Raw genomic sequence first — 26,674 nt, 5'->3', positions numbered from 1 at the left:
TTGGGTTTATACGGTAAAATAACGTTTGTTATAAATAATATAGTTAGTGAATTTTTTGAATGCTTTCATATTCAGGCAATAATGCCTGACAGGTTATTCTACCGGTAATATAAGGGGTTACCTTTTAGCATGGGCGACAATAAATAAACGCGGGAAAGCCAACAAGCGGCGGCCGTCAGTCTGTGCTGGATAAGCCTTATCAATGATGGCCAGATAATTTTGCATGAACTCCAACTGCATGGCTTCAGTCAGTGGTTCAAGATAAGGGCGTAGCCCTGTTGCCCGTAGCCAGTCAACAATTGCTTGCGCTGATGGCATTGGGTGGTAATAGGTTGTCCGCCAAATATCTACTCTCTCAGCATGGGGAGCCAGTAAATCATAATAGTGGTTGGCCGAGAGCACTTTCGCCCGTGTTGCGCCGGCTTCTTGTAAGGTTTGTTGCCATGGGCCGTTCTCGGCGACTTCCCGCATGGCTTTATGGCTGGGTTGATCCAGATTATCCGGCATCTGAATCGCCAGGACCCCTTTGGGGGCTAGCTGTGCAAGCAGGGACGGGAACAGGTGTGGGTGATCTGTCAGCCACTGTAATGAGGCGTTAGCATAGATAAGGTTCTGTGGCTGTGAGGGTTGCCATTGGTGGATATCGGCCTCAACAAAGGTGCAATGTGGCAGGCGTTGCTGTGCGCTGGCTAACATTGCCTGAGAATGATCAATACCGACCAATTGGGCATCTGGAAAACGTCGGTGCAGTAATTCAGTCGAGTTACCTGGCCCACAGCCTAAATCGCTGATGAACTGCGGTGAGGTTATCGTGATATGCGCTAATAGATCTGTGGCTGGGCGGGTGCGCTCAGCTTCAAATTGACGATATAAATCAGGATCCCAATCTTGCATATATGGCCTCCGATGGCTCGGGTTAGTATTGAGCTGGCACCAGCACCTGATGCATCACATAGGCATCGACATAACCGAGTTGGCGATGGTTAAACGCTTCAGGCAGTGTGGCAATAATTTTAAAGCCCAATTTTTGCCACAACGCGACGGCCAGTGTATTCGTGCTGACGACAAAATTAAACTGAATCGCCCGGTAACCGAGCGTGGTGGCCTGGTCAATACAATGTAGGCCAAGTGCCTTGCCAATGCCAAGTCCGCGCGCTTTCTGGTCAACCATAAATGAAGCATTCGCTACATGGGCACCAAGGCCGCGCTGGTTATCGATTAATTTATACATACCGACGATGCGCTGCTCGTGTACTGCAACCCAACAGCGAACGCCGCGACCAAACCAGTAATCATACGCATCTTGCTCGGGTGTTTCGGGCATGAAAACGTAGGTATCACCGCTGCGGATAACTGCCTGAAACAGAGGCCATATCTCAGCAAAGTCGATTGGTGTTGCAGTTCTTATTTCCATTGATGGCTCCTCTTATCAGGTGACCTGGTCAAGTTGTGGTTTAGGTTTTATGGTCAGGCTGGCACCAATGGATGCACTGATAATTGACGCTAACGCGAGCCATTGTACCAATGTCAGATGCTCATTTAAGAACACCAGACCTGAAATTGCGGCTAATGCAGGTTCCAGACTCATTAATGTGCCAAATGTACGGGCAGGAAGACGAGTTAACGCGACCATCTCAAGTGAGTAAGGTAATGCAGTAGACAAAATGGCGACGGCCAGTGCAATGGGCAAGATCGCCGGATCGAACAGTGCCATCCCGTTATAAACCACCCCAATTGGGCAGAAAATCAATGCAGCAATTAGCGATCCGACCGCGACAGTCCCTGGGCCATGGTCACCTCCGGCCTTTTGACCTGAAATGATATAGATTGCCCAGCAGGCCCCTGCGCCTAAGGCACAGGCTGCACCAAATAAATCAATGGTGCCAATATTATGCCCCAGTGGTAACAGAAACCATAATCCCAGAATGGCGAGCCCCACCCAGATAAAATCTACTGCACGGCGGGAAGAGAACATAGCGACGGCCAGAGGTCCTGTGAATTCCAATGCCACAGCAATGCCCAATGGCACCGTTTTTAAAGACATGTAGAACAGGAAGTTCATCCCACCTAACGCCACCCCATAAATTAATAGGGGTAAACGGCTGCCTGTAGCAAACCGCATCCGCCAAGGTTTAAAAATAACAAACAGAATAAGTGTGCCGATGCCGAGCCGCAGCGAGGTAATACCTTGAGCACCAACCAGTGGAAATAAGCTTTTTGCCAGTGATGCACCACTTTGTATTGAGATCATGGCGATCACGAGTAACAAAATGGGGAGTAATGGCAGTGAGTTTTTAGAAGAAGGAGACAACGACATCCTTTGTAGCCTCAAAGAAAAGAGTTATGCGTGAGTTTTTTCAGTGTAAATGAAATGCCAACTGAGTGTTGAAAAATCATCAAACGGCAAAAAAAAAGAAAAAAGAAAAAAGAAAAAAGAAAAAAAGAGAGAAAAGAGAGAAAAGAGAGAAAAGAAAAAAATCAAACTCGGGTGGTGACCTTTTCCACCTCATTTCGGGTGATTAATTGACCATAATGGTTCGGAATTATCTGGAATGGCTTTTGGTGATAGAGATCACATACCGCAGTCAGGTATAACAAAATTTGAGATGTATTAGTGAGATAGATGATTCTTGAAATTGTTTGTTACATGAAATAATTAATTAGACAATTAATATATAACAGAGTTTCATCCTGTTTATTGCTATAGTCACACGGTGTTTTTGTGTCACTCAATAATTTGCGTCTTTCGAGGTGGTTATGAAAAAAATTGCATGTCTTTCAGCGGTAGCAGCGTGTGTGTTAGCCGTGACCGCAGGTGCGGCCTTTGCAGGTCAAAGCACTGTTTCTGGTGGTTATGCCCAGAGCGATTATCAAGGTGTTGCGAACAAGTCTTCAGGTTTTAACCTGAAATACCGTTATGAGTGGAGTGACTCTCAACTGGGTTACATCACCTCTTTCACTCACACTGAAAAAAGCGGTTTCGGTGACGAAGCGGTTTACAACAAAGCACAATATAATGCGATTACCGGTGGTCCAGCATACCGTATCAACGATTGGGCTAGCATTTATGGTCTGGTCGGTGTGGGTCATGGTCGTTTCACCCAAAATGAGTCAGCATTCGTTGGTGATAAACATAGCACCAGTGACTATGGCTTCACCTACGGTGCTGGCTTACAGTTCAACCCAGCCGAAAACGTTGCTCTGGATGTCTCTTACGAGCAGAGCCGTATCCGTAACGTTGACGTAGGTACTTGGGTTGCTGGCGTAGGTTACACTTTCTAAGTGATAGCCTGAGCTATTGAGTATTGGCCTTCAACGGTGAAATACTGTGTCTGATAAAAGTCCGCTTTCGAGCGGATTTTTTTTGCCTGCTATTTTTATCCGCACTACAGCGTTACGCTGACATACCGCGATATCTACACTTTTTATCACAATAAAAAATTATTTCTACCTACCACAATAAAAATTTTCTGATGGCTTGAGTGGCGTCTTTAATCTTGGCATATGATCTTATTAAATTGAGTTGATGTAATAATATTCCTAATATGAGAGTTTACTCATCAAACTAAATTAAAATCAAAAAAACAGGTTGTACACATGACAACACTCAGTGAGCAAGCTCCTCCTATGCTGCATGATACTCAGTTTGAACAGCAAATTTTGCGCCGCTCGATTTTTTATACCTTGATTATTGCAGTAATGGGGATCGTCTTCGGTATTGTATGTGGCTCAATGTCGATTATTTTTGATGGTATGTTCTCCGCCCTGGATGCGGGGATGTGCAGTTTATCTCTATTGGTCTCTCGGCTACTTGGTCAACCGCATAGCCGACGTTTTCAATATGGTTTTTGGCATGTGGAACCGTTGGTTCTGGCCTTTAATGGCAGCTTATTAGCTTTCCTTTGTCTTTATGCTTTTGTGAATGCGATAAAAGGTATTTTTGATGGCGGGCGGGAATTGGAGCTCGGTTGGGCCATTGTCTACACATTGGCTGTCAGTATTTTTTGTTTCACCATTTATTTAAAACAGCGGCGCTTGAATAAACGGGTGAAATCCGAGCTTATTGTATTGGATACGAAGAGTTGGTTCATGTCCGCTTGTATCAGTACGGCGCTGTTAGTTGCATTTTTACTCTCATGGGGTATGGAAGGCACTCGCTATGAACACCTTATTGTTTATGCTGACCCCATGGTACTGGCGCTGTTAACGTTAGTATTAATTCCGGTCCCAATCAAAACAGTGATTGCGGCAGTGCGTGAAGTTTTACAGATGACGCCCGATACACTGGATACGGCGATTGAGACGTTGATGGAACGACTGGTGGATAAATATAAATTTGTTGATTACTCGCATTATGCCACCCGTGCTGGCCGTGGTTTATTTATCGAGATCCACGTGGTGATCCCGCCAGAAATGGAGACCCGTGGGGTTCATCATTTCGATACTATCCGCGATGAAATCGCCCATCAGATTGGTGAGTCTGGGCCTCACCGCTGGTTAACCATCTCCTTTACTCGCGATACCAAGTGGTTATAGCTAGCCATAACCACTTGGTTTTTTTATCGTGTTTTTATCATCCCCCAGCCGTGATTTGCCGGGGGTTTTTAATGGTTACTAAGGTAAGTAAGTGAAAATAATGGCGCTTGGGGGTATAACCAAAAATTATCATTTAATATAAAAGAATATCCCCTCCAAATAATTAATACTCCTTATCAATATTGAACGTCCTTATTGTTCACCCAATAAGGGCTTAACCACCACAAGGAGTTATTCTATGCCAGGTCGTATTCAACCAATGCCTCAATCATGGCTTATCGCTAGCCGGCCCGCTGCAGAAAGTGTAAAACAACCATCAACGGGTTTGGTAAAAGACAGTAGTCTTAATAAAGACATAAAAACCGCAAGTACAGAGGCCTTTCTGGAAAAGGTAGATGTTTGGATGCAGATTATTTGTGCCAGGAAAATGGACCGCATCACTGTGAACGAGTCAATTAAAGAACTAAAAGAGAATGTAAATGCATTGTTTAACGATTTATCTGATACCCGAAATCAGGTTTATGAACTTGTTCCTAATTATGGACCAAGAGGTGGTCGAATAGCCCAGTTAAGAGAAGGATATAATTCAATCGATAGAGACCGATATTTAGAAAAATTGATTGCTTATAATCAGATTAAGCAAGGCATTAGTGATAAAGTAAGATCCGTACCCCAAGAATATGCTAGAGAAATAGCGGAAATTGTTTATTTACACCATTCGGGTTCTATTTATGGTGATTTAATAGCGCTGAATGAAAATAGTGATGTTCCTAATCTTGGTTATAATCTTGGTCGCATTCGGTTTTGATACGATACTTATCGTAAATAACTGGGTTTTTATCTTTAACTAGACACTGTGCTGGCAGGTTATTTATTTAGTAATCATGCAGTTACTGTTTTAAATGACCTGTATTTAAAGGGGCATCTTGTCAGTGTTGATTGTTTCTTTTTTAATTAATCTATTTATTTTATATTAATAAGGTTTTATATATGCCAGCATGTATTAGCGCAGATTTTTCACCAACCTATTCATGTTCAAATATCGAAGATGTAAAAGATACTTCTTGTAAAATTCTGAGTGATTCTGATATTAATAAATGTAGGTTAACCTCAGAGCAAGAAAGTAAGTTAGATGAAATAAAATCAATTATACAAGATATTCACTAAAAAGAAGTTAATAAGACGTCAGTCAAAAAAAATCTTAATACTTTAAAAAATGAATTTAGACAGTTAATTGAAATTTCAGCGGAACTCAGGGAGAAGATCTATGAGGTTATGATTCATAAGAAAACAGGAGCGGAAATGCTAGAGTTCCGGCCTGGGTATGATAAATCAGATAGAGATAATTATATAAATGACCTAATTTATTTGTATAAAATACACCAGTGCGTTTCTGATTCAATAGAAAACGCACCAAAAAATTATAAAGGATTATTAAAGAAAATTATTGATACAAAAGATAAAAGTCCTGTACATGGAGATATAAAATCATTAAGTGAGGGCCATGAAGTGCCTACGCTGAAATATAATAACACTGAAAATTCCAAGTCAGGTTGTCGCAGTGAAGAAATAGCAGAAGGGTGTTGTAAGATTACAGGTTCTTCTACAATGCTTCTTGCATCTATATTTGGTTGTATCGTCTTCTGTCTATAACGGACTAAATGAAAAGTATAAAAAAATTCTGTAAGAAGTGTAAATTACAGAAACTAAATTATCTGATTGGGTTAATGATATTAGATATGTTCTGGTTTTAACGTTCATCTATTATCAATAATTTTCTGCTATGGCCCTGTGAATAATTTTATTATTATATCTATACCCAAAAATCGAATTGCAGGAAGGTAACTAACGTACATGCAGCTTGAAGGGTGACGGGTATACAATGACAGATTGTGCATATTGAATAATAACTCAATAGTTGCCACGGTCTGTCTTTTTTAGTTTTAACCATAATAGCCGTTTTTTTGTTTTTTAATTGAGCGCCTCTGCTGATACTCCGGTTGTCTACTGCTGATGATAATAAAGTTGCCATACCTTATTCTGATATTTACCCTACTTTTTCAAGATATTTCTCAGCCTTGGTTGACCGAGTTTGTTTGATTATTCATTTTCGTTATTTTTAACAGCTATTCCTAAAAAATAATTTATCATTACTTTTCAATGGATTAATTTTTTTTATTAATTATTTAATATAATCAGCAGAGAAGGTTGTTGCGATCAGGATCTAAATTCATGACTTTATTTAACATCAAGTTAACAGCGTGTGACTTTGTTCAACAAATAGTTTCGGCCAATTTGGTTATATGATACTCAATGTTTACGTTGTCATTTCAATACTCATAGTGCATGTGATGTTATTGCAGAGTATTGAAGTAAAAAATTTACTTTTTCTAATTTGTTCAAAAATGACAACGTCAACATTTCATTCATATACCGAGTTCTGTTGCTATTGGAGGAGTTAATGAGTCAGTTGCCTGAGAAAATGAGCGCTGTCGTATGTCACGGCCCGCAGGATTATCGTTTAGAACACGTGCCGACACCTGTGCCGAAAGCCAAAGAGTTGGTGATCAAAGTGAAAGGTTGTGGGATTTGTGCAGGTGACTGTAAATGTAAGAATGGGGCAAAAATGTTTTGGGGAGAAACCCCGTGGGTAAAACCACCAGTGGTACCGGGACATGAATTCTACGGTCATATTGTTGCGCTGGGTGAAGGGACCGAAACGAAGTATAAAATCGGCGAACGTGTGATTGCGGAACAAATAGTCCCTTGCTGGGACTGTCGCTATTGCAAATCTGGCAGCTACTGGATGTGTGAAACGCACAATATCTATGGCTTCCAAAAAGATGTCGCAGAAGGTGGCATGGCGGAATATATGCGTTTTTCTGAAAATGCCATTGTTCACAAAATCCCAGAGAGCCTGAGTCATGAAGATGCGGTCCTGATCGAACCGATGGCTTGTGCTATTCATACTGTGGCAAGGGGGGATATTCAACTGGATGATGTGGTCGTACTGGCGGGAGCGGGGCCACTGGGGCTATGTATGGTACAGGTTGCCCGCCTGAAGACACCGAAGAAGTTGATTGTTATTGATACTATCGAAGAACGCTTGGCACTGGCAAAAGCATTTGGGGCTGATGTGGTGATTAACCCACTGAAAGAAGATGCTGACAAAATAGTGAAATCTTTGACCGGTGGCTATGGCTGCGACGTTTACATTGAAGCAACGGGTGCGCCCATCGGTGTGACCCAAGGTTTACAAATGATCCGCAAGCTGGGGCGTTTTGTGGAGTTCAGTGTATTTGGTCAGGAAACTACCGTCGATTGGTCCATTATTGGCGACCGTAAAGAACTGGATATTCGCGGTGCTCACCTGGCACCTTACAGCTATGAAATTGCCACCGACCTCTTCGAACGTGGTCTGGTTACCTCAAAAGGTATCGTCACCCACAGTTATTCATTAGATGACTGGGAACAGGCTTTTGAACTGGCGGACTCCACGAATTCTATTAAAGTCATTCTGGTACCTTAATTATTATTAGTGATTATCCACTGACGTTTGATATGGACGGATTATTTATCTTAATAAAAGGTGAAGTTCCGTTTTAGTTAATTATGAAAGTGAAGTAAAAACATACCGTTGTTCTGATAACCAAAAATACACTTCCCCTACAGGAGAATAATATATGTTTTCATTTTTCAAAAAAGCCCTGTCATTTAGCATCGCAGGCGTTATGTTGTTTGCCAGCCAAAGTGTGATGGCTAAGCAAATTGTTATTGGTGTTTCATTTCAAGAATTAAATAATGACTATTTTGTTTCGATGAAGGAAGCATTAGAACAGGCGGCAAATGATATTGGTGCCAAAGTATATATCGCTGATGCGGGTCATGATGTCTCAAAACAGATTAATGACGTCGAAGACATGTTGCAAAAGAAAATCGATATTTTGCTTATTAACCCAACGGATTCCGTTGGTGTTCAATCAGCGGTTATGGCGGCGAATAAAGCGGGTGCGGTCGTGGTGGCCGTTGATGCACAAGCGGAAGGTCCGCTGGACTCTTTTGTGGGTTCAAAAAACTATGATGCGGGCTTTTTAGCCGGTGAGTATCTGGCGAAATCACTGGGTGGTAAAGGGAAAGTCGCGATCCTTGATGGTATTCCCGTGGTGCCAATCCTTGAGCGTGTACGGGGTTTTGAAGATGCGATAAAAAAATATCCAGATATCAAAATTGTCACCAAACAAAATGGCAAACAGAAGCGTGATACCGCCTTGACGGTGACGGAAAATATGTTGCAGTCGGTCCCTGATCTGGCTGGGATTTTTAGTGTGAATGATGTTGGTGCATTGGGTGCATTGGCTGCAATCGAAAGCAATGGCGCGAAAGTTAAATTGGTTAGCGTAGACGGCCAACCTGAAGCTATTAAAGAGATCCTGAAACCCAATTCGCCTTTTATTGCAACTTCCGCACAATTTCCTCGTGACCAGATACGTATTGCACTGGGGATCGCGTTGGCCCGTTATTGGGGAGCTAATGTCCCGGCAACTATTCCGGTTGAAGTGAAATTAATCGACAGTAGTAATGCGCAAGGTTTTAGCTGGTAAGCGTGTCAATTCTCGCTCTGCTCAGGCAGAGCGATAACCCTTCGGAAGCGATTACCATGACGCCTTTATTAGAGTTAAAGCAGATAAAAAAATCTTTTCCGGGTGTTAAAGCACTGGATGGAATTGATCTCACCATTCAACGCGGAGAGGTTCATGCGTTGCTGGGGGAGAATGGGGCAGGCAAATCTACACTGGTTAAAATAATGTGTGGTATTTATCAGCCAGATTCTGGGGGGATTTTTCTGGAAGGTCAACGCTGTCGCTTTGCGAATTATCGTGATGCCATTGATGCGGGTATTGGGATTATTTTTCAAGAGTTCTCCCTGATCCCCTATATGAATACGATTGATAATATTTTTCTTAATCGAGAAATAAAGAATCGTTGGGGGTTATTAGATCGCCGTGAAATGCGGCGCAAGGCCCGCGCTATTTTTAAGCGTCTGACGGTGGATATTGATCTTGATTGCCCCGTGGAACAACTCAGTGTGGCACAACAGCAGTTTGTCGAGATAGCCAAAGCTCTGTCGTTGGATGCGCGCATTCTGGTCTTGGACGAACCCACGGCGACGCTGACACCGGGTGAAGCCGAACATTTATTCAGCATCATGCACGATCTGAAATTGCTCGGTGTCGGTATGGTGTTTATTTCGCATCATCTGGACGAAATTTTCACGATTTGTGACCAGATCACGGTGCTGCGTGATGGCGCTTATATTCAGACACTGCCGGCTGCCGAGACTAATGTCGAAGAGCTGGTTAAGCTGATGGTCGGGCGCAAAATCGAGAATACCTTCCCGGTGAAATCGCATCCGGTAGATACCTCGGTGCGGGTGCTGGAGGCGACGGTTCAGCACACAAAACACGTGATGGAAAACAGCTTCCATCTGTATAAAGGCGAAATATTGGGGTTTGCCGGGTTGGTGGGGTCAGGCCGTACTGAACTGATGTCCGCACTGATCGGTGCGCGCTCCTGCTATCAAAAGAGTGTCAGCCTCAATGGTCAGCCCACCGTGCTACGTAATCCGGCGCAGGCATTGGATCATGGCATTGGTCTGTTACCGGAAAACCGGAAAACCGAAGGACTGGTATTGCCGTTTTCTGTCTCCCAAAACATTACGCTTAATCGGCATGAAAAACGCGGCAAAATCTTCGTCAATGCTGGCAAAGAGCATGACATCGTGCAGCGATTAATTCGCGCGGTTGGTGTGAAGACACCGGATTCTGATACTGCGGTGAGTACCTTGAGCGGTGGTAATCAACAAAAAGTGGTGATTGCCCGCTGGCTTAACAACGATTGCGACATTCTTATTTTCGATGAACCTACACGGGGTATCGATGTGGGGGCCAAGTCTGAAATTTATCAATTAATGCAACAACTGACGCAAAAAGGCATATCTATCATCATGATTTCATCCGAGTTACCGGAAATTATTGGCGTCTGTGATCGCGTCCTGGTTTTCCGTGGTGGGCACATTGTTGCCGAACTGGCGGGTGATGAAATTGAATCTAATAACATCATGCTTCACGCAACAGGGAGTGCATTATGATCAGAACTGAACACTCTTCTTCCTCGCAAGATAGCGGCAGCACTCTCCGTCGCCATAAACGTTGGGAAAAATCATTACATCACCCGGCCATGTTGCCATTTATTGGTTTTGTCGTGCTCTTTGTCTTAATGAGTGGGTTAAATGACAGTTTCCTGACCGTGAATAACCTCACTAACGTGGCGCGGCAGGTTTCGATTAATGCCATTATCGCGGTAGGCATGACTTGTGCGATCTTGACCGGGGGGATTGATCTTTCGGTTGGGCCAGTGATGGCGTTGTCAGGGTCTATTGCTGCCGGGTTGATGCTGGCCGGTATTCCTATTCCGTTAGCCATGATGGCTGCTCTGTTAGTCGGTGCCTTATTTGGGCTGGCGAATGGGAGCTGTATTGCTTATCTGCGGATGCCCCCTATCATCGTGACACTAGCCTCTATGGGGATCGCCCGTGGTTTGGCGTTGCTGTACACCGGGGGTTACCCCATTTCTGGTTTACCTGACATGTTTTCTTTCTTTGGCCGAGGCACGGTACTGGGTATTCAAGTCCCGATTCTGATCATGGCCGGTGTCTATCTGTTGGCTTGGGTCATGCTCAACCATTTATCATTTGGTCGCTATATCTACGCTATCGGTGGCAACGAAGAAGCGGCACGTTTGAGTGGTATCCGTGTGTCGCGCTATAAAATGCTGGTATATGTGATCAGTGGCCTGACTGCCGCGTTGGCTGGGCTGGTACTGACTTCGCGGCTGATGAGTGGGCAACCTAATGCGGGCGAAGGGTTTGAACTGGACGCTATCGCGGCTGTTGTTTTGGGCGGTGCCGCAATCTCCGGAGGTAAAGGGGCAATTATTGGTACGTTGGTAGGGGCAATGATGTTAGGGGTGTTGAATAATGGCCTCAACCTGATGAGCGTATCGCCTTATATCCAGAATGTCGTGAAAGGCGGCATTATTCTTGCGGCGATCTATCTCAGTTCCGTGCGGCGTAAATAAGCGGTGATGAATTTGATACGGTAATCAAGTTGATACAGTGAGGGTAATGGCGGCGCGATAATGGCCGCCATTACGGCGGGTTGAACATGGGTGCCCCATATTTTCGTAGGCCACTTTAGTGGGTGAGCAGAGAGCCGGTGAAGAATTCGCGTCTTACTGCCTGATCGTTGTGGGGTTTTTTAATGGCATTAAAAAGGAGTTCTGCGGCGATCTCCCCCAGCATTTGGGTGTCGTGGTAAACACCGGTAATATGAAGACCATAATCTGCTGCTTTAGGCGGCTCATCAATCGAGAAGAATTTAACCTGGTTATAAATATTCAGTTCATGACAAATTGCAATAGCGCCAAGCGTCAAAATTCCATTTAAGCCAATAATATAATCAGGTTGATTCTGAGGGGAAGAGAGATAATCTCTGACAGCCGCTTCCTGTGAAATGAAATCGTAATCGCCATTAATGATGTGGACGTCATGTCTTTTATCTTCTAACGCATTGATAATACCTTCAATACGCACCCGTGTTATTTCTGAATCTGCTGGGCCACCAATGATCAGCATTTTCCTTTCTGGCTGCTCAGACAGGTATTTCCCCGCCAGAAAGCCGATTTCTTTGTTATTAAGAAATACGCCACTAAGTTGCCGATTATAGATATCTCTATCAATAAGAATCAATGGGACGCGATAGGTTTCGGCTAAATCAAGATAGGCAGGTTGGTAGTTTTTATCATCGCGAACCGGTGACAAAAGAATTCCACAGGCTTTATAACCAAATAGCGCCTGAATAGCCTCCATTTCTGCTTCTTCACTGCCATCGGTATCAAACAACATAATCTGATAACATTGTGTTCGTGCAATTCTGGAGACCGTTTGAATTAATTCAGAGTAAAAAGGGTTATACATGCTGCTGGTGACAATACCAATAATTTGGCTGCTACTGCGTTTTAAACCCTGAGCAAAGGCATTTGGGACGTAATTAAGCTCTTTTGCAATAGCATGAATTTTTTCACGAGTTTCTTGTTTAACTAATCCAGGTTGATTAAATGTACGGGAAACCGTGATGTTTGTCACATTAGCTCGACGGGCAATATCCACAATCGTGGCATTTGAATAAGCTTTCGACACCTTTATTCCTTGCTTTATTCGTCAACTGAATGCTTATTGTAGGGAAGCAGCTTAAAGTATGCCAGATATAAGTGAATGACACCGTCGTAAATAATGACCGCCGGCTTATTCGGATCACTGGGTGATTTTTACAGCTCAAGCGTCTGGGTTTTTATTCCACGTTAATTTTTTCTCTCTGAGTATTCCGGCTTTACTTTATTCTGGGCGATTAAGGCGTGAGCTGCGAACAATATAAGAGGGCGGTTTATCAGCGCTTCAGCGTTCAGCTATTTGCAGCCGTATTTTCTGCACTGTAGTGCTCATTAAAATAGCGACGTAAAAATTCTACACTTACTCTGACTTTTGCCGACATCGCCAGTCGGGTGACGTACACCGCCCAGATATTCGCGGATTGAAAGTACTCCGGTAAGATATGCACCAGTTTGCCCGTATGAATATTGTCTTTAACATCCCAGTAAGAGCGCAAGGCAATACCTTGACCGTCGAGGCACCATTGGTGAACGATTTCGCCATGGTTAGAGGCCATCGGGCCAGTGACCTTTATCGATTGTTCTTCGGTGCCATTATGTAAACGCCATATGCCAAAGGGATGGTCACGCTCTTTGATCACTAAACAGGCAAATCCGGGGAGTTCACTGAGGGCTTTGGGGGTGCCGTAGCGCTGTAGAAAATCGGGGGATGCGCACAGAATGCGGCGGTTCGGTGCGAGTTGGCAGGCAATCAGGTTGTCGCCAATGTTATCGCCTACGCGGATATCTAAATCAACCCCTTCGGTTACCAGATCGATTAGCCGATCCTCCACATCAAACCGCAGTTCCAGACGGGGATACTCGCGAGCTAACGCGGAGAGTGCGGGGGCCACAAAGCGTCGCCCAAAACCAAAACTACTGATAACCCTTAAGGTGCCCTGAGGCTCCTGACGAATGGCTGACAGTTCGTCCATCATCTGATCGACATCGTGCAAAATACGCTGTGCCCATTCATAAGTTCGCTCACCATCCTCACTAATCGTGACTCTCCGTGTCGTGCGATGCAGTAATGCCACGTTAAGCGTTTTTTCCAGTATCGCGACACGCTTACTGACGTAGGCGGGAGAAACCCCCATCTCTTCAGCAGCAGCGGAAAAACCGGCGCGTCTGGCTACCAGAAGAAAAACGCGCAGGTCACTGAGTATTGGCAGATTATTCATGATATGTGTTTTATGTATCACCAGTTTTTGTATTGTATGTAAATTAGTCAATTATAGGATGGAGGAGATGTCAATTCTTACCGCTGATAAATGAGACTTGCGATGAAGAAAACCTACCGAATTGCCGCCATACCAGGGGACGGTATTGGCCATGAAGTGATGCCAGAAGGGATTAAAGTGCTCCAGGCCGCCGCTTTGCGCTGGGATTTAGATATTTCATTTGAAAATATTGAATGGGCAAGTTGTGAATATTATCAACACCATGGGCAGATGATGCCGAATGATTGGCAGAGGCAATTACAATGCTTCGATGCGATTTATTTTGGTGCGGTTGGCTGGCCTGCGACCGTACCAGACCATATTTCACTGTGGGGGTCGCTGCTGAAATTTCGTCGTGATTTTCAGCAATATGTCAATTTACGGCCGGTGCGCTTGTTCCCTGGCATACCCTGTCCGTTAGCGGGTAAAAAACCTGGCGATATTGATTTTTATGTGGTTCGGGAAAATACCGAAGGTGAATACTCATCGATTGGCGGGCGTTTGTTTGAAGGTACCGAGCAGGAAATGGTTTTACAGGCGTCGATATTCACACGCCGTGGCGTTGACCGTATTCTAAAATACGCCTTTGAGTTGGCACAGATGCGCCCACGTAAGCGCCTGACGTCTGCCACCAAATCTAATGGTCTGGCGTTCAGTATGCCGTACTGGGATGAGCGCTTCGAAGCGATGGCGACGCAGTATCCACAAATTAGCGCGGACAAACAGCACATTGATATTTTGTGCGCCCGTTTCGTATTGAATCCTGAGCATTTTGATGTGGTGGTGGCGTCTAACTTATTTGGTGATATTTTATCTGACCTTGGCCCGGCGTGTGCGGGGACGATTGGCATTGCACCTTCAGCGAACCTCAATCCAGAGCGTGACTTTCCTTCACTGTTCGAACCGGTACATGGCTCGGCCCCAGATATTTATGCAAGAAATATCGCTAACCCTATTGCGATGATCTGGGCTGGAGCGATGATGCTCGATTTTCTGGGGCAAGGAGATGAGCGCTATCATGCCGCCCATGATGGAATATTAAACGCCATTGAACAGGTGATTGCGCAAGGCCCTAAAACACCTGATATGTGTGGTGATGCTTCCACCCAACAAGTGGGTTCTGCCATTGTGCAGGTCTTATCTCACTAATCCTCCCGCCTATTTTATCGTCCTGGCCCCTTATTATCAGACTGCTGACAAACCCCGATGACGTGATCTTGAACGGTGAGGATAGGCAGAGGAGTAAAGCGTCCGCGCCAAGGATGGCGCGGCTCGAGCCTACATGGATGTATTTACGGCGTCTTTACGATCTGCCTGTTCTCTCCGTCGCGGGCACTTTGTCAATAACCTCATTATTTTCCTTTCCTGCGTTGGCAGGTTTGGGTATGCGTCCGTTTTAATCGGACGAATGCCTATTAACTTTTTGAGAATAATATTCTTTAGCCCGACCTGCGCGTTATTCCTGACAAATTGCCTGACTAACTTCACAAGAAATTATTTACGCCACGTGTTTTATCTGTTCACAAAACACACGATTGTTTTATTGATGTTACAAGAAGATACTTATGTTGTTAATTAATTGATCTGTGAGATACAGCGTTTCGGTGTCTTCCTGGGGGGTAACGAGGTTTTTTACCACTAATTTAAACACGCATAAAACCAGGTAGACGAAATAAACAAATGATAAAACACCGTGCCATAACAAAAATAAAAGCGAGGTGACAGCCCTTTAATGAGCGCGGCCTCTCCATAAGCAGGAGATTCTCATGTTGAACAACCCGAGAAAAGATATACCGCTGATTGTCACCAGTTTGCTTTGCATCATCCTGATTGCTTTGGCATTCAGTTTATTTCCGCAGCAAAGTAGCCAAATTGCAGATGCCATTTTTAATGGTGTTACCCGGCTACTGGGATCGACGATCCAAATATTAGTGCTGCTTGGATTGATATTGGTACTTTATATCGCGGTGAGCAAATACGGCAATATTCGTCTGGGTGAGGGCAAGCCTGAATATCGTACTATCCCATGGCTGTTTATGTTTATCTGCGCAGGACTTGGTTCATCAACCTTGTATTGGGGGGTGATGGAATGGGCTTATTACTATCAGACACCGGGTCTGAATATTGCGCCGAAAACGCCGAAAGCACTTGAGTACAGCGTCAGTTATTCCTTTTTCCATTGGGGAATCAGTGCGTGGGCTACTTATGCGCTGGCTTCTCTGATTATGGCTTATCACTTTCATGTCAGAAAAAACAAAGGGCTAAGTTTATCAGGGATTATCTCGGCCATTACAGGAGTCAACCCCCAGGGTTTTTGGGGGCGTCTGGTCGATTTGATCTTTTTAATTGCGACAATTGGGGCGTTGACTATCTCTTTAGTGATCACCGCCGCCACATTTACCCGTGGACTGACTGCGCTCATCGGCGTGCCTAATAATTTTGCAGTGCAGGCTGGCGTGATGTTGGTAGCGGCAGTTATCTTTTCCCTGAGTTCGTATATTGGTATTGATCATGGTATGCAGCGTCTGAGCAAAATGGTCGGATGGGGCGCTTTTGGCTTTGCCGTGCTGGTGCTCTTGGTGGGGCCAAGCGAATTTATTATCAATAACACGATTAACTCCATCGGATTAACCACACAAAATTTCCTGCAAATGAGCCTGTTCACTGATCCCATGGGGGATGGTCGTTTCACCCGCAGTTGGACGGTTTTTTATTGGTTATGGTGGATTTCATATACCCCCGGTGTTGCGATGTTTGTGACGCGGGTTTCACGTGGTCGCAAACTCAAAGAGGTTATATGGGCTTTGCTGCTGGGAAGTTCGCTGGGCTGCTGGTTCTTCTTTGGGATACTGGAAAGCTACGCGATACAACAGTTTATTAGTGGTGCGTTAGATGTTCCGCTCATCCTAAATACTCAGGGCGGGGAAACCGCGGTACAAATGCTACTCAGTGCGCTACCCATGGGCAAATTATTCCTTGCTGCCTATCTGTTCATCATGATTATTTTCCTGGCTTCACATATGGATGCGGTGGCGTACTGTATGGCGGCAACCAGCACCCGTAATCTGCGTGAAGGCGAAGACCCTAATCGTATGCTGCGCCTATTTTGGTGTGTGGTGATTACGCTGATCCCTCTCTCAATTCTGTTTGCTGGTGCCTCGTTGGATACCATGAAAACGACGGTTGTACTCACTGCGCTGCCTTTTTTATTGATTCTCTTGATCGAGGTTTATGGCTTTGTCCGCTGGATTAAGCAGGATTATGCCCATGTTCCCGCTCACCTTATTGAGCAAAGTGTCCCGCAAGCCATGTTGCCGGCTGAATCTTTACCGCCTGCTACTGCGTCAATGTTAGTCGTGGAAACTTTAGTCGTGGAAACTGCGGCGCCACCCGCCAGTAAGCATAAATAGCAGGCTCTGTTTTTACGTTTCTATGTCGTTGTATGCAGTGTCGGTATTCCCTAAATGTATGACTAAAAATTTTACCTATAACACCAAGATAGCCAGAGGTGACATTATGAGTAATCAACATCCTGACTTTGTTTTGCCAAAAGACTTTTGTGCAAACCCGCGTGAGGCCTACACTATTCCTGCTTATTTCTATACCCAACAGGCTGCCTTCGAGCATGAGAAAGAGAGGGTATTTACCAATAGCTGGATTTGTATGGCGCACGGCAGTGAAGTGGCGCAGCCTAATGATTACATCACTCGTGAGATTATTGGTGAGAACATTGTTATCGTGCGTGGGCGTGATAGCGTATTGCGGGCTTTTTATAATGTCTGTCCGCATCGTGGGCACCAATTGCTCAGTGGGGAAGGTAAAGCAAAGAACGTCATTACTTGCCCCTATCATGCCTGGACCTTCAAGCTCGACGGTGAACTGGCACATGCCCGTAACTGCGAGAATGTTACTAATTTTGATAAAGATCGGGCGACGCTTTTCCCGGTGCGCTTAGAGGAGTACGCCGGTTTTATTTTCATCAATATGAACCCAGATGCCGAAAGCGTGGAACAACAATTGCCGGGCTTACAGGATAAAGTTTTCGAAGCGTGCCCCGATGTGCATGAGTTGAAATTGGCCGCTCGCTTCACCACTCGCACCCCCGCTAACTGGAAGAATATTGTCGATAACTATATGGAGTGTTATCACTGCGAGCCTGCTCACCCAGGATTCGCCGATTCAGTACAGATTGATCGCTACTGGCACACCATGCACGGTAATTGGTCATTGCAATTTGGCTATGCGAAACCCTCAGAGAAGTCCTTTAAATTTGAAGAGGGTGAAGAGTCCTCTTTCCACGGCTTTTGGCTATGGCCATGCTCCATGTTCAATGTGCCGCCATTGAAAGGCATGATGACCGTGATTTATGAATTCCCGGTAGATGCAGAAACAACGCTGCAAAACTATGATATTTATTTTACGAATGAAGAGCTGACGGAAGACCAGAAGGAACTTATCGAATGGTATCGCAATGTCTTTCGCCCAGAAGATTTACGTTTGGTTGAAAGCGTTCAGAAAGGGCTGAAATCACGCGGCTATCGCGGTCAAGGGCGCATCATGGCTGATGATAAAGGCAGTGGGATCAGTGAGCATGGTATTGCTCACTTCCATAATCTGGTGGCGAAGGTCTTTCAGGAGTAGCCTGTTATGGCCCGCAGTGAGCCGCTGTGGGTCTTCTCTGATAGCGCATGCTAAATAGCTCGCGCAGACACGCTTAAAATACCGGGGTTTTCTATGGCGTCTCATCAGATGTTTGACGTTGTGGTCAGCAAGATTGAAGTCATCACATCTGATGTAAAACGTTTTACCCTCACCGCGGGCAATGATAGGCCCTTGCCGGTTTTTGAGGGCGGAAGCCATATTCTGGTACAGATACCGCTGGGTGAAAAAAACCTCAGTAATGCCTATTCATTGATGAATTCTCCTTTTGAAACGCACCGCTACCAAATAGCGGTGCGCCTGAGTGAGCATTCTCGTGGGGGGGCGGATTTTATGCATCACCATGTGAAGGTTGGCGATAAGCTCAGGGTGTCTGGGCCCAATAACTTATTTCCACTGGTACCCGAGGCGCAACGTCATCTTCTGATTGCCGGTGGCATTGGCATTACACCGTTTATCTCCCAACTCTATGAACTTGAACGTCGTCAGGATCATTACCATCTGCACTATTGTTTTCGCCGTTGTGATGACAATGCCTTTCAATCTGAACTCGAAAATTCAGCATTTGCTAAACATCTTTCTTGCCATATCTCCTCTCAGGGCAGCCGGTTGGATGTGGTGCGGTTACTGATGGATTGTGAACCTGAGACACATATTTATACCTGTGGCTCGGTATCATTGAATAACGCCGTTAAAACGGCGGCAACACAACGCGGTATACCGCAAACGTATCTCCATTTTGAACAGTTTACGGCTGAGAACCAACGTGGCGGTGAGTTTACGCTCGTACTGGCTCGCTCTGGCGTGGAACTGAATGTTGGCTGTGATATGACCATCCTACAGGCCATCGAAAACAGTCATGCGGCACAGGTAGAATGTTTATGTCGAGAGGGTATTTGTGGAACATGTGAAACAGCGATTCTGGAAGGTGAAGCTGATCACCGTGATCGGTATCTTACTGATGAAGAAAAAAAGAGTCAGAAATCTATTTTGATTTGTTGCTCAAGGGCAAAAGGGGCGCGGTTAGTGCTAGATTTATAAGAGGAGGGTGGCTAATAATTGATTTTCTGTTTTATCATCGAGTCGGCTTTCTTGTTACATGTGAAATTGAATATCGATGCTCATTAATACGCTAAGTTTATAATTGCCAATTTAATGGTTTATCCGGTTTTTGTTATTGTTTAGCTTGCAAATTAAAAAGGATTTTTAACGTATTGCTCTCTTTTTTATGACAAAATAGACGCATTGTTTTTAGACTTATTTAGCCCTCTGAAAAAATAAATTTTCAATGCGGGATTTATCGTTTATTTTTGTTAAATTATTGGTTTTATTTGTTTTTTTTATTTGTTGGGTAGGTGTTTTTTACTGTGTGATTTTCGCCTGTCATCGTGTTTTAAATTATAAAAATAAGGATATTGCTATTCTCTTTTTAATTGTAAGCCGAAAGGTAGAATATTTTATTTATTATATTTTCGATATAAATTTTAGACGTAAATTAACATTTGCTCAGAGTGAATAAATATTCTGTTTTCATCAATCTCTCTTGTGTAGGATATTTCATACAATAAAGTCGTATTCTTCTTTAATTATTGCTAAACCTCATATTTTGATTGAAAAAAACGCTATTGGCAGCATAATGCAGAAAATTATTTCTATATATACATGCCTCTAATTCAGAGGCGAGGCATTCTCTTTGCGTTATTGTTATTTTATATTACACACGGCTATATTATTTCCACTGTTGGTTATTTCTCGCGCCGGACAGAGTGCGGAATTAACGCCTATTCAACAGCAAACTCTCCATCAGCAAGAGCGGCAGCGGGCGCTGGAAGAACGTCTGGCTCCGCCGACGCCAGATGTGCGCTTATCTGCACCTTCGGCCTCTTCGGATCGCCTTATTTTCCCTGTGGAAAAGCCCTGCTTTGTTATTGACCGCGTCACACTCAGCGGCACTGAACCGTTACCCCGTTGGTTGCCGTTACAGCGTATTGCTAATCAGGCTCTAGGTCAGTGTTTGGGCGGGCAGGGGATTAACCAACTGATGAGCCAATTACAAAACCGTTTAGTGGGTCATGGTTATGTGACGACCCGGGTGCTTGCTCCGCAGCAGGATTTGAACAGCGGCACACTGGCGTTACAAGTGGTGCCCGGCAAAATACACCGCGTGGCGCTGACACCAGAGAGTGACCGCCATGTCACGCTGTTCAGTGCCTTTCCCGCACGCCCCGGTCACTTATTGGATCTGCGTGATATTGAGCAAGGGCTGGAGAATCTTCAACGTATCCCCACAGTGCAAGCCAGCATGGAATTGATCCCCGGCAGCGCACCCGGAGAGACCGATATCGCCCTAAGCTGGAAGCAGAGCAAAATGTGGCGTTTGGCCGCTTCACTGGATGACTCAGGGACTCGCAGTACTGGCCGTTATCAGGGCGGTGCGACGCTGTTTCTGGATAACCCATTCTCTTTGAGTGACCAGTTTTATGTCTCTGCGGGGGGCTCAATAAAAAATCGCGGCGATAAAGGCACCAATAACCTGACTGGCCACTACTCGTTGCCGTTCGGTTACTGGACAGCCGGCATAACCGCCAGCAGTTATGATTATCACCAGACAGTGGCAGGCCTGAATAGCGATTACAACTATCGGGGCGAAAGTGAAAATGTGTCACTGCAACTCAGCCGCCTGTTGCACCGCAATGCCAGCCAAAAAACCACACTCACCTACGATGTCCTGACCCGTTCGTCGAAAAACTACATCAATGATACCGAAGTTGAGGTTCAACGCCGCCGCACATCTGCCTGGCGTATAGGGCTGCAACATCGCCACTTTATTTCGCAGGCCACGCTGGATGCCGGGGTGAGTTATCAGCGCGGTACCCGTTGGTTTGGGGCGGTTCCGGCTCAAGAAGAATATTTTGATGAAGGCACGGCGTTAAGCAAGATTCTGCAATTGAATGCACAACTGGATATTCCCTTCTCGGTGATGGCGCAAAATTTCCATTACAACGTGCAATACCAGCGTCAGAGCAGCAGCACCCCGTTGACCCCACAGGATCAATTCAGCATCGGTGGCCGTTGGTCAGTGCGCGGCTTTAATGGTGAGCGGACCCTCAGTGCTGATCGTGGCTGGACGGTGCGTAATGATCTGGGTTGGTACACACCGATACAGGGGCAAGAGATCTATGTCGGCCTTGATTATGGCGAAGTGGGTGGCCGCGGAAGCGCTTATCTGCTGGGTAACCATCTGGCGGGTGCCGCTGTCGGTATTCGCGGCAACGTACTCAATACCCGCTATGACCTGTTTGCCGGCAAACCCCTGTCTGAACCCGATGGCTTCCAATCCGATGCCGTGACTGTGGGCTTTAACCTGAACTGGCAATACTAATACTCCTTTATTGCACCCAACGTCATTGGAGTTGCAGGTAGGCAGCCAGCAAACTCATCCCGATGAGCTTACTCAAGTAAGTGATTCGAGTGAGTGCGTGCAGCTAACCCCCTGTGGCTTCAAGGACGAAGGGGATAACCTTTTGAGACCGACCATGAATAAGAACCTGTACCGTATTATTTTTAACAAAGTGCGGGGGATGATGATCGTCGTCGCAGATATTGCTGCTTCTGGTCGGGCGTCCTCTTCGCCTTCATCAGGATTGGGGCACACGCAACACCGCCGTATCAGTGCCTTGTCCACGCTAAGCTTCAGCCTGTTACTGGCGCTGGGCTGTGTCTCGCTCTCCGTTCAGGCGGCGATTGTCGCCGATGCCAGTGCGCCGGGCAACCAGCAACCCACCATTATCAACAGCGCCAACGGCACGCCACAGGTCAATATCCAGGCTCCCAGCAGCGGCGGGGTTTCACGTAACGTTTACAGCCAGTTTGATGTTGATGGCCGCGGCGTGATCCTCAATAACGGCCACGGTGTCAACCAGACCGAGCTCGGTGGTTTTATCGACGGCAATCCGTGGCTGGCGCGGGGTGAGGCCAGCATTATTCTCAACGAAGTCAACAGCCGCGACCCCAGTAAACTCAACGGGTATATCGAGGTGGCGGGGCGCAAGGCACAGGTAGTTATCGCTAACTCGGCGGGCATTACCTGCGAGGGCTGCGGTTTTATCAACGCCAACCGTGTGACCCTGACGACCGGTCAGGCGCAGCTTAATAACGGCCAGCTCACCGGTTACGATGTGGAGCGGGGGGACATTGTTATTCAGGGCACCGGCATGGACAGCAGCCGTCAGGATCATACCGACCTGATCGCCCGCTCCGTCAAAGTGAATGCCGGGATCTGGGCCAACGAACTGAGTGTCACCACCGGGCGCAATCAGGTGGATGCCGCCCATCAAAACATTAACGCCAAAGCCGCCGATGGCAGCCCGCGGCCAACCGTGGCGGTGGATGTCGCCCATTTGGGGGGCATGTACGCCGGTAAAATTCGCCTGATTGGCACTGAAAGCGGTGTCGGTGTGCACAATGCGGGCGAGATAGGGGCGTCAGCGGGCGATATTACGATAACGGCCGATGGCATGCTGATGAACAGCGGCCAGATCAACAGCAGCCAACAGTTGGTGGTCAATACCGCCGCGGATATAGAGAACAGCGGTGTGCTCTATGCACAGGGCAATACCCAACTCACCACGGCGGGTACACTCAGCAACAGTGGCACCCTCGCGGCGGGGGGGGACACCTCTGTCCGAGCGGCGGAGGTGAACAGCACCCGCAATTCTGTTCTGGGGGCGGGTGTGAAGTCCGACAACAGCGCCATTGTCAGTGGCACACTGAGCGTTGAAGCCAGCGGGAAGATCACCGCCCAGGGAAAAAATATCAGCGGCACGGCGCAGCGTTTCACCGCACACCGTCTTGATCTGAGTGGCAGCCAGACGCAAAGTCGTGATATCACGCTCATTGCACAAGGGGGTGAGATCGATCTCACCGGCGCTGAACTATTAGCCAGTGAGCGCCTGTCGGCTGTAACCACCGCGTTATTGCGTACCGATAACGCCAGCCTGATCGCCGAACAGATCACGCTCGACGCGCAGGCACTCTCCAATGTTGGGGGCCTGATAGCCCACACCGGGACGACCGATTTTAATCTGAATCTGCCGGGCGATGTCGATAACCGGGGCGGCACCCTCCTCGCAAGTGGCACCCTCTCGCTACAGGCGGAAAGCCTGAACAGCAACGGCAACAGCCTGCTGGGGGCAGGAGTACAAAGTGATGGCCGCCTGACAGAGATCGGTGACCTGAGGGTGACCACCCGTCAGGACCTGCTCGCACACGGGCAGACCCTGGCCGCCGGTGCCATGGCGTTAACCGGCAGCCGGGTTGATCTGACCGACAGTTACACGCAAGCCCGTGAGATGACGCTCACCGCCAACCGTGGCGATATCAGCACCCAGCGCGCCACTGTACTCGCCCTTGACACACTGAGCATCAACACCGCTCAAACCCTCAATAATCAAGGTGGCACGCTGGCGGCCAACACGCTCGCGTTGGATCTGGGCCAGTTTGATAACCAGGGCGGCCAGGTGACGGCCAGCCAGGATCTGACCATCAGCTTACAGCGTGATTTCAGCCACCAGGCGGGCTCGACCCTTCAGGCTGGTCGTGATTTAACCTTGACGTCCCAGGGCGCGGTCACCAATGACGGGCACCTGATGGCGGGGGGCACACTCAGTACCCACTCGGACAGCTTACTGAATAGCGGCAACCTGCTCGCGACGCAAGCAGCGCTCAGCGCCACCGGCGCATTGATTAACCATGGCGAGATATTGACCCTCGGTGGGCTTGATACCGACTCCAACACCCTGTTCAACACGGGCAGTATTATTAGCGCCGAAGCCACACTTAACGCACGGGAGCGTATTACCAACTCCGGCCCTGACGCCCTGATCGGTGCTACCGATGAAAACGGCACCCTAGCCTTGCTGGCCCCGGTGATTGAAAACAGCGATACCGTCACCCACACTGATACCGCGCCGACCACCACGATTTTAGGCATGGGCACGGTTATTCTGGCCGGCGGGCAAGCGAGTGATGGCCATTACGCCTCTGCGGCTCAGGTGCTCAACCTTTCCGGCCTGATCGAATCCGGCAAAGACATGTTGATTTACGCCACGACGCTGACCAACAGCCGCCATATTTTGACCGCCAACACCGACTTTATCGTAGCCGATACGGTGACAGGCACGGCTGTCTGGACGGCAGAAAACCCCGATATTCCAGGCGGGCGCTATGCTGAACCGCCGGATGGCGGTGCCGATAACAGCGATTATATCGGCACAGAGTATACGTCGGTTATCGCCTATAACGGCATCGATCAGATCAGCCCGGAAGCGCAACTGCTGGCGGGGGGAAACCTGACACCGCAGGTGGGCACGCTGGAGAATTTCTGGAGCAAAGTGAGTGCACAGGGGGAGATTGATCTCACCGGCGTCACCCTGCAACAGGATGGCTGGGGTGACCAGCAACGCCTGATGGAGCAGACCACCTCCAGCGGTGTCTGGCGCTACCGAACCTACAAAGGCGGTTTGTGGGCATGGGCGTGGGGACCTGAAGTCAGTGAGCGCGCCACCAGTGAATATGCCTCAAGTTTTACCGCAAAAACACTCAGCGGCAGTGGCACGACCATTAACAATGGGGCCAACCCCGGTGCCATCGCGCCGCCTGCCGATCGCGATAATAGCGGCAAAGATCTGTCTGTCGAATTTAACGGGATCTCGCTGACACCGCCGAATGGCGGGCTGTATCAGTTCACGACCGACCACACCGTTGGCGGCGGCGGTTATCTGATCGAAACCCACCCGGCGTTTGCCAACCTGAATACCTGGCGCGGGTCAGATTACGTGCTCCAGCAGTTGAACAATGACCCGGATGTGATATTCAAACGTCTGGGGGATAACGCCTATGAACAGCGGCTGGTGCGGGATCAGGTGCTGGCGTTGACCGGTCAGGCGGTGGCCAGTGATTACCGCAGTGCACAAGAGCAGTTCGAGGCACTGTTTGCCGCGGGCCTTGAGTACAGCAAGGCGTTCAATATTGCCCTCGGCACCCACCTCAGTGCGGAGCAGATGGCGGCACTGACCCACAATATCGTGCTGATGGAAACCCGAGAAGTCGCCGGGCAAACCGTATTAGTCCCCGTGGTCTATCTGGCGGGGGTTAAACCGGGCGATCTGCAGGCCAACGGGGCATTGATCGCGGCAGAGAATATCAGCCTGACCGAGGTCCAGGGGTTCACCAATGCGGGGGCGATAACCGCCACGAATGACCTGAAAATCAGCATGGCGCAAGATATCACGCTGAATAACCGTGGTGGCTTGCTTCAGGCGGGCGGCGATATGCAGCTCAGCACACTGAACAGCGATATCGACCTGACCAGCGCGCGGATCAATGCCACCAACCTGCAACTGGACAGCGGCCGCGATGTGATATTGCGCACCGACAGTGCGCAGCTCAGTAGCGACAATGGCGCAGTCTCGCGGGATCAAACCATCCTGGGGCCGCTGGCCAGCATCAATGTCAGCAATAATGCGACTATCAATACCGGGCGTGATTTTATCATGCAAGGTGCAAGCCTCAATGTGGGTCAGGATCTGCAGGTCACGACCGGCGGCGACTGGCAACTGGAGACGGTACAAACACGCGACCAGATAAGCACCCATGATGGTCGTGGCAGTGCGACCAGTGAGCATATTCGCCATCTGGGCAGCGAGGTGAATGTCGGCGGCGCGCTGACTGCCAACGTCGACAATCTGACGGCGGTGGGGGCCAGCATTAATGCCGCTACCCTTGAGGTGCAGGCGCAGAACATCAGCCTCAGCGCGGCCACCGACAGTCTGCACGTTACCGGCGAATCGTCGAGCAAGCGGCATACCAGCTCGGTGAACCTCTATGATGAAACCCTGCTTGGCAGCCAGTTGAATGCCACGGGCGATATCAATTTGCAGGCAGCGCAAGACATCACCCTGCGAGCCAGTGCGGTACAAACCGATGGCGCGCTG

The 26,674-nt window shown here is 47.5% G+C and carries 17 protein-coding genes and 3 pseudogenes; 15 read left to right on the top strand and 5 right to left on the bottom strand.

Annotation, left to right across the window (positions count from 1 at the left end; all coding sequences use genetic code 11):
• Positions 1–117: 117 nt before the first annotated feature.
• Genes tam through rhtA form a run of 3 tightly spaced genes read right to left on the bottom strand, consistent with a single transcriptional unit; the run spans position 118 to position 2,317 of the window.
• Complete coding sequence (gene tam / locus AC971_RS09375; protein ID WP_025384280.1) at positions 118–894, bottom strand: trans-aconitate 2-methyltransferase; 777 nt, start codon at positions 892–894, stop codon at positions 118–120.
• Between the two features lie 22 nt (positions 895–916).
• Positions 917–1,414 carry a GNAT family N-acetyltransferase gene (locus AC971_RS09370; RefSeq protein ID WP_025384279.1) on the bottom strand — a complete coding sequence of 166 codons (498 nt, stop codon included), beginning with the start codon at positions 1,412–1,414 and terminating at the stop codon, positions 917–919.
• A gap of 15 nt (positions 1,415–1,429) precedes the next feature.
• Complete coding sequence (rhtA, locus tag AC971_RS09365; RefSeq protein WP_025384278.1) at positions 1,430–2,317, bottom strand: threonine/homoserine exporter RhtA; 888 nt, start codon at positions 2,315–2,317, stop codon at positions 1,430–1,432.
• 440 nt (positions 2,318–2,757) lie between these two features.
• On the opposite strand from rhtA, the gene ompX reads away from it, so the two are divergent.
• The 8 genes and pseudogenes from ompX to AC971_RS09325 all read left to right on the top strand — a co-directional run bounded on the left by ompX (position 2,758) and on the right by AC971_RS09325 (position 11,673).
• Complete coding sequence (gene ompX, locus AC971_RS09360; RefSeq protein WP_025384277.1) at positions 2,758–3,282, top strand: outer membrane protein OmpX; 525 nt, start codon at positions 2,758–2,760, stop codon at positions 3,280–3,282.
• Positions 3,283–3,597: 315 nt separating this feature from the next.
• The gene (locus AC971_RS09355) at positions 3,598–4,536 is read left to right on the top strand and encodes a cation diffusion facilitator family transporter (RefSeq protein WP_025384276.1); all 939 of its coding nucleotides are present in this window, start codon (positions 3,598–3,600) and stop codon (positions 4,534–4,536) included.
• Positions 4,537–4,774: 238 nt separating this feature from the next.
• Positions 4,775–5,344, top strand: coding sequence for an NleF caspase inhibitor (locus tag AC971_RS09350; protein ID WP_025384275.1), 570 nt, complete (start codon positions 4,775–4,777; stop codon positions 5,342–5,344).
• Between the two features lie 374 nt (positions 5,345–5,718).
• Positions 5,719–6,189: pseudogene (locus AC971_RS25115) on the top strand (NleF caspase inhibitor); the annotation flags it as partial.
• Between the two features lie 808 nt (positions 6,190–6,997).
• A complete protein-coding gene (locus AC971_RS09340) occupies positions 6,998–8,065 on the top strand; it encodes an MDR/zinc-dependent alcohol dehydrogenase-like family protein (RefSeq protein WP_025384274.1) in 1,068 nt (355 codons plus the stop codon).
• Positions 8,066–8,219: 154 nt separating this feature from the next.
• The gene (locus tag AC971_RS09335) at positions 8,220–9,137 is read left to right on the top strand and encodes a substrate-binding domain-containing protein (protein WP_002210223.1); all 918 of its coding nucleotides are present in this window, start codon (positions 8,220–8,222) and stop codon (positions 9,135–9,137) included.
• A gap of 56 nt (positions 9,138–9,193) precedes the next feature.
• Positions 9,194–10,684 carry a sugar ABC transporter ATP-binding protein gene (locus AC971_RS09330; RefSeq protein ID WP_025384273.1) on the top strand — a complete coding sequence of 497 codons (1,491 nt, stop codon included), beginning with the start codon at positions 9,194–9,196 and terminating at the stop codon, positions 10,682–10,684.
• Positions 10,681–11,673: an ABC transporter permease gene (locus AC971_RS09325; RefSeq protein ID WP_025384272.1), complete on the top strand. Its 993-nt coding sequence runs from the start codon at positions 10,681–10,683 to the stop codon at positions 11,671–11,673. The genes AC971_RS09330 and AC971_RS09325 overlap by 4 nt, the downstream gene beginning before the upstream one ends.
• A 115-nt stretch (positions 11,674–11,788) precedes the next feature.
• Here the strand turns inward: AC971_RS09325 and AC971_RS09320 are convergent, their stop codons facing one another.
• Positions 11,789–12,793, bottom strand: a complete 1,005-nt coding sequence (locus AC971_RS09320) for a LacI family DNA-binding transcriptional regulator (protein WP_025384271.1) — start codon at positions 12,791–12,793, stop codon at positions 11,789–11,791.
• Positions 12,794–13,055: 262 nt separating this feature from the next.
• Complete coding sequence (locus AC971_RS09315) at positions 13,056–13,982, bottom strand: LysR substrate-binding domain-containing protein (RefSeq protein WP_038402295.1); 927 nt, start codon at positions 13,980–13,982, stop codon at positions 13,056–13,058.
• A gap of 102 nt (positions 13,983–14,084) precedes the next feature.
• On the opposite strand from AC971_RS09315, the gene AC971_RS09310 reads away from it, so the two are divergent.
• The 7 genes and pseudogenes from AC971_RS09310 to cdiA all read left to right on the top strand — a co-directional run.
• Complete coding sequence (locus AC971_RS09310) at positions 14,085–15,170, top strand: tartrate dehydrogenase (RefSeq protein WP_025384270.1); 1,086 nt, start codon at positions 14,085–14,087, stop codon at positions 15,168–15,170.
• 133 nt (positions 15,171–15,303) lie between these two features.
• A pseudogene (locus AC971_RS24665) lies at positions 15,304–15,372 on the top strand (gluconate 5-dehydrogenase); the annotation flags it as partial.
• A 415-nt stretch (positions 15,373–15,787) separates the two neighbouring features.
• Complete coding sequence (locus tag AC971_RS09305) at positions 15,788–17,431, top strand: BCCT family transporter (protein ID WP_025384269.1); 1,644 nt, start codon at positions 15,788–15,790, stop codon at positions 17,429–17,431.
• Positions 17,432–17,537: 106 nt separating this feature from the next.
• Positions 17,538–18,662, top strand: a complete 1,125-nt coding sequence (locus AC971_RS09300; RefSeq protein WP_025384268.1) for an aromatic ring-hydroxylating oxygenase subunit alpha — start codon at positions 17,538–17,540, stop codon at positions 18,660–18,662.
• Between the two features lie 93 nt (positions 18,663–18,755).
• Complete coding sequence (locus tag AC971_RS09295; protein ID WP_025384267.1) at positions 18,756–19,721, top strand: PDR/VanB family oxidoreductase; 966 nt, start codon at positions 18,756–18,758, stop codon at positions 19,719–19,721.
• A 652-nt stretch (positions 19,722–20,373) separates the two neighbouring features.
• A complete protein-coding gene (locus AC971_RS09290; RefSeq protein WP_002210212.1) occupies positions 20,374–22,062 on the top strand; it encodes a ShlB/FhaC/HecB family hemolysin secretion/activation protein in 1,689 nt (562 codons plus the stop codon).
• A 154-nt stretch (positions 22,063–22,216) separates the two neighbouring features.
• A pseudogene (gene cdiA / locus AC971_RS09285) lies at positions 22,217–26,674 on the top strand (contact-dependent inhibition toxin CdiA); the annotation flags it as partial.

This window comes from Yersinia similis, from assembly GCF_001053095.1.
Classification (GTDB): Bacteria; Pseudomonadota; Gammaproteobacteria; order Enterobacterales; family Enterobacteriaceae; genus Yersinia; species Yersinia similis.
This window is presented reverse-complemented; position numbering and strand designations above follow the sequence as displayed.

Coding starts and splice junctions, on each gene's coding strand:
- AC971_RS09300 (WP_025384268.1), top strand. CDS start 17,538: ATGAGTAATCAACATCCTGACTTTGTTTTGCCAAAAGACTTTTGTGCA.
- rhtA (WP_025384278.1), bottom strand. CDS start 2,317: ATGTCGTTGTCTCCTTCTTCTAAAAACTCACTGCCATTACTCCCCATT.
- tam (WP_025384280.1), bottom strand. CDS start 894: ATGCAAGATTGGGATCCTGATTTATATCGTCAATTTGAAGCTGAGCGC.
- AC971_RS09295 (WP_025384267.1), top strand. CDS start 18,756: ATGGCGTCTCATCAGATGTTTGACGTTGTGGTCAGCAAGATTGAAGTC.
- AC971_RS09350 (WP_025384275.1), top strand. CDS start 4,775: ATGCCAGGTCGTATTCAACCAATGCCTCAATCATGGCTTATCGCTAGC.
- AC971_RS09310 (WP_025384270.1), top strand. CDS start 14,085: ATGAAGAAAACCTACCGAATTGCCGCCATACCAGGGGACGGTATTGGC.
- AC971_RS09305 (WP_025384269.1), top strand. CDS start 15,788: ATGTTGAACAACCCGAGAAAAGATATACCGCTGATTGTCACCAGTTTG.
- AC971_RS09315 (WP_038402295.1), bottom strand. CDS start 13,982: ATGAATAATCTGCCAATACTCAGTGACCTGCGCGTTTTTCTTCTGGTA.
- AC971_RS09340 (WP_025384274.1), top strand. CDS start 6,998: ATGAGTCAGTTGCCTGAGAAAATGAGCGCTGTCGTATGTCACGGCCCG.
- AC971_RS09355 (WP_025384276.1), top strand. CDS start 3,598: ATGACAACACTCAGTGAGCAAGCTCCTCCTATGCTGCATGATACTCAG.
- AC971_RS09335 (WP_002210223.1), top strand. CDS start 8,220: ATGTTTTCATTTTTCAAAAAAGCCCTGTCATTTAGCATCGCAGGCGTT.
- ompX (WP_025384277.1), top strand. CDS start 2,758: ATGAAAAAAATTGCATGTCTTTCAGCGGTAGCAGCGTGTGTGTTAGCC.
- AC971_RS09370 (WP_025384279.1), bottom strand. CDS start 1,414: ATGGAAATAAGAACTGCAACACCAATCGACTTTGCTGAGATATGGCCT.
- AC971_RS09330 (WP_025384273.1), top strand. CDS start 9,194: ATGACGCCTTTATTAGAGTTAAAGCAGATAAAAAAATCTTTTCCGGGT.
- AC971_RS09325 (WP_025384272.1), top strand. CDS start 10,681: ATGATCAGAACTGAACACTCTTCTTCCTCGCAAGATAGCGGCAGCACT.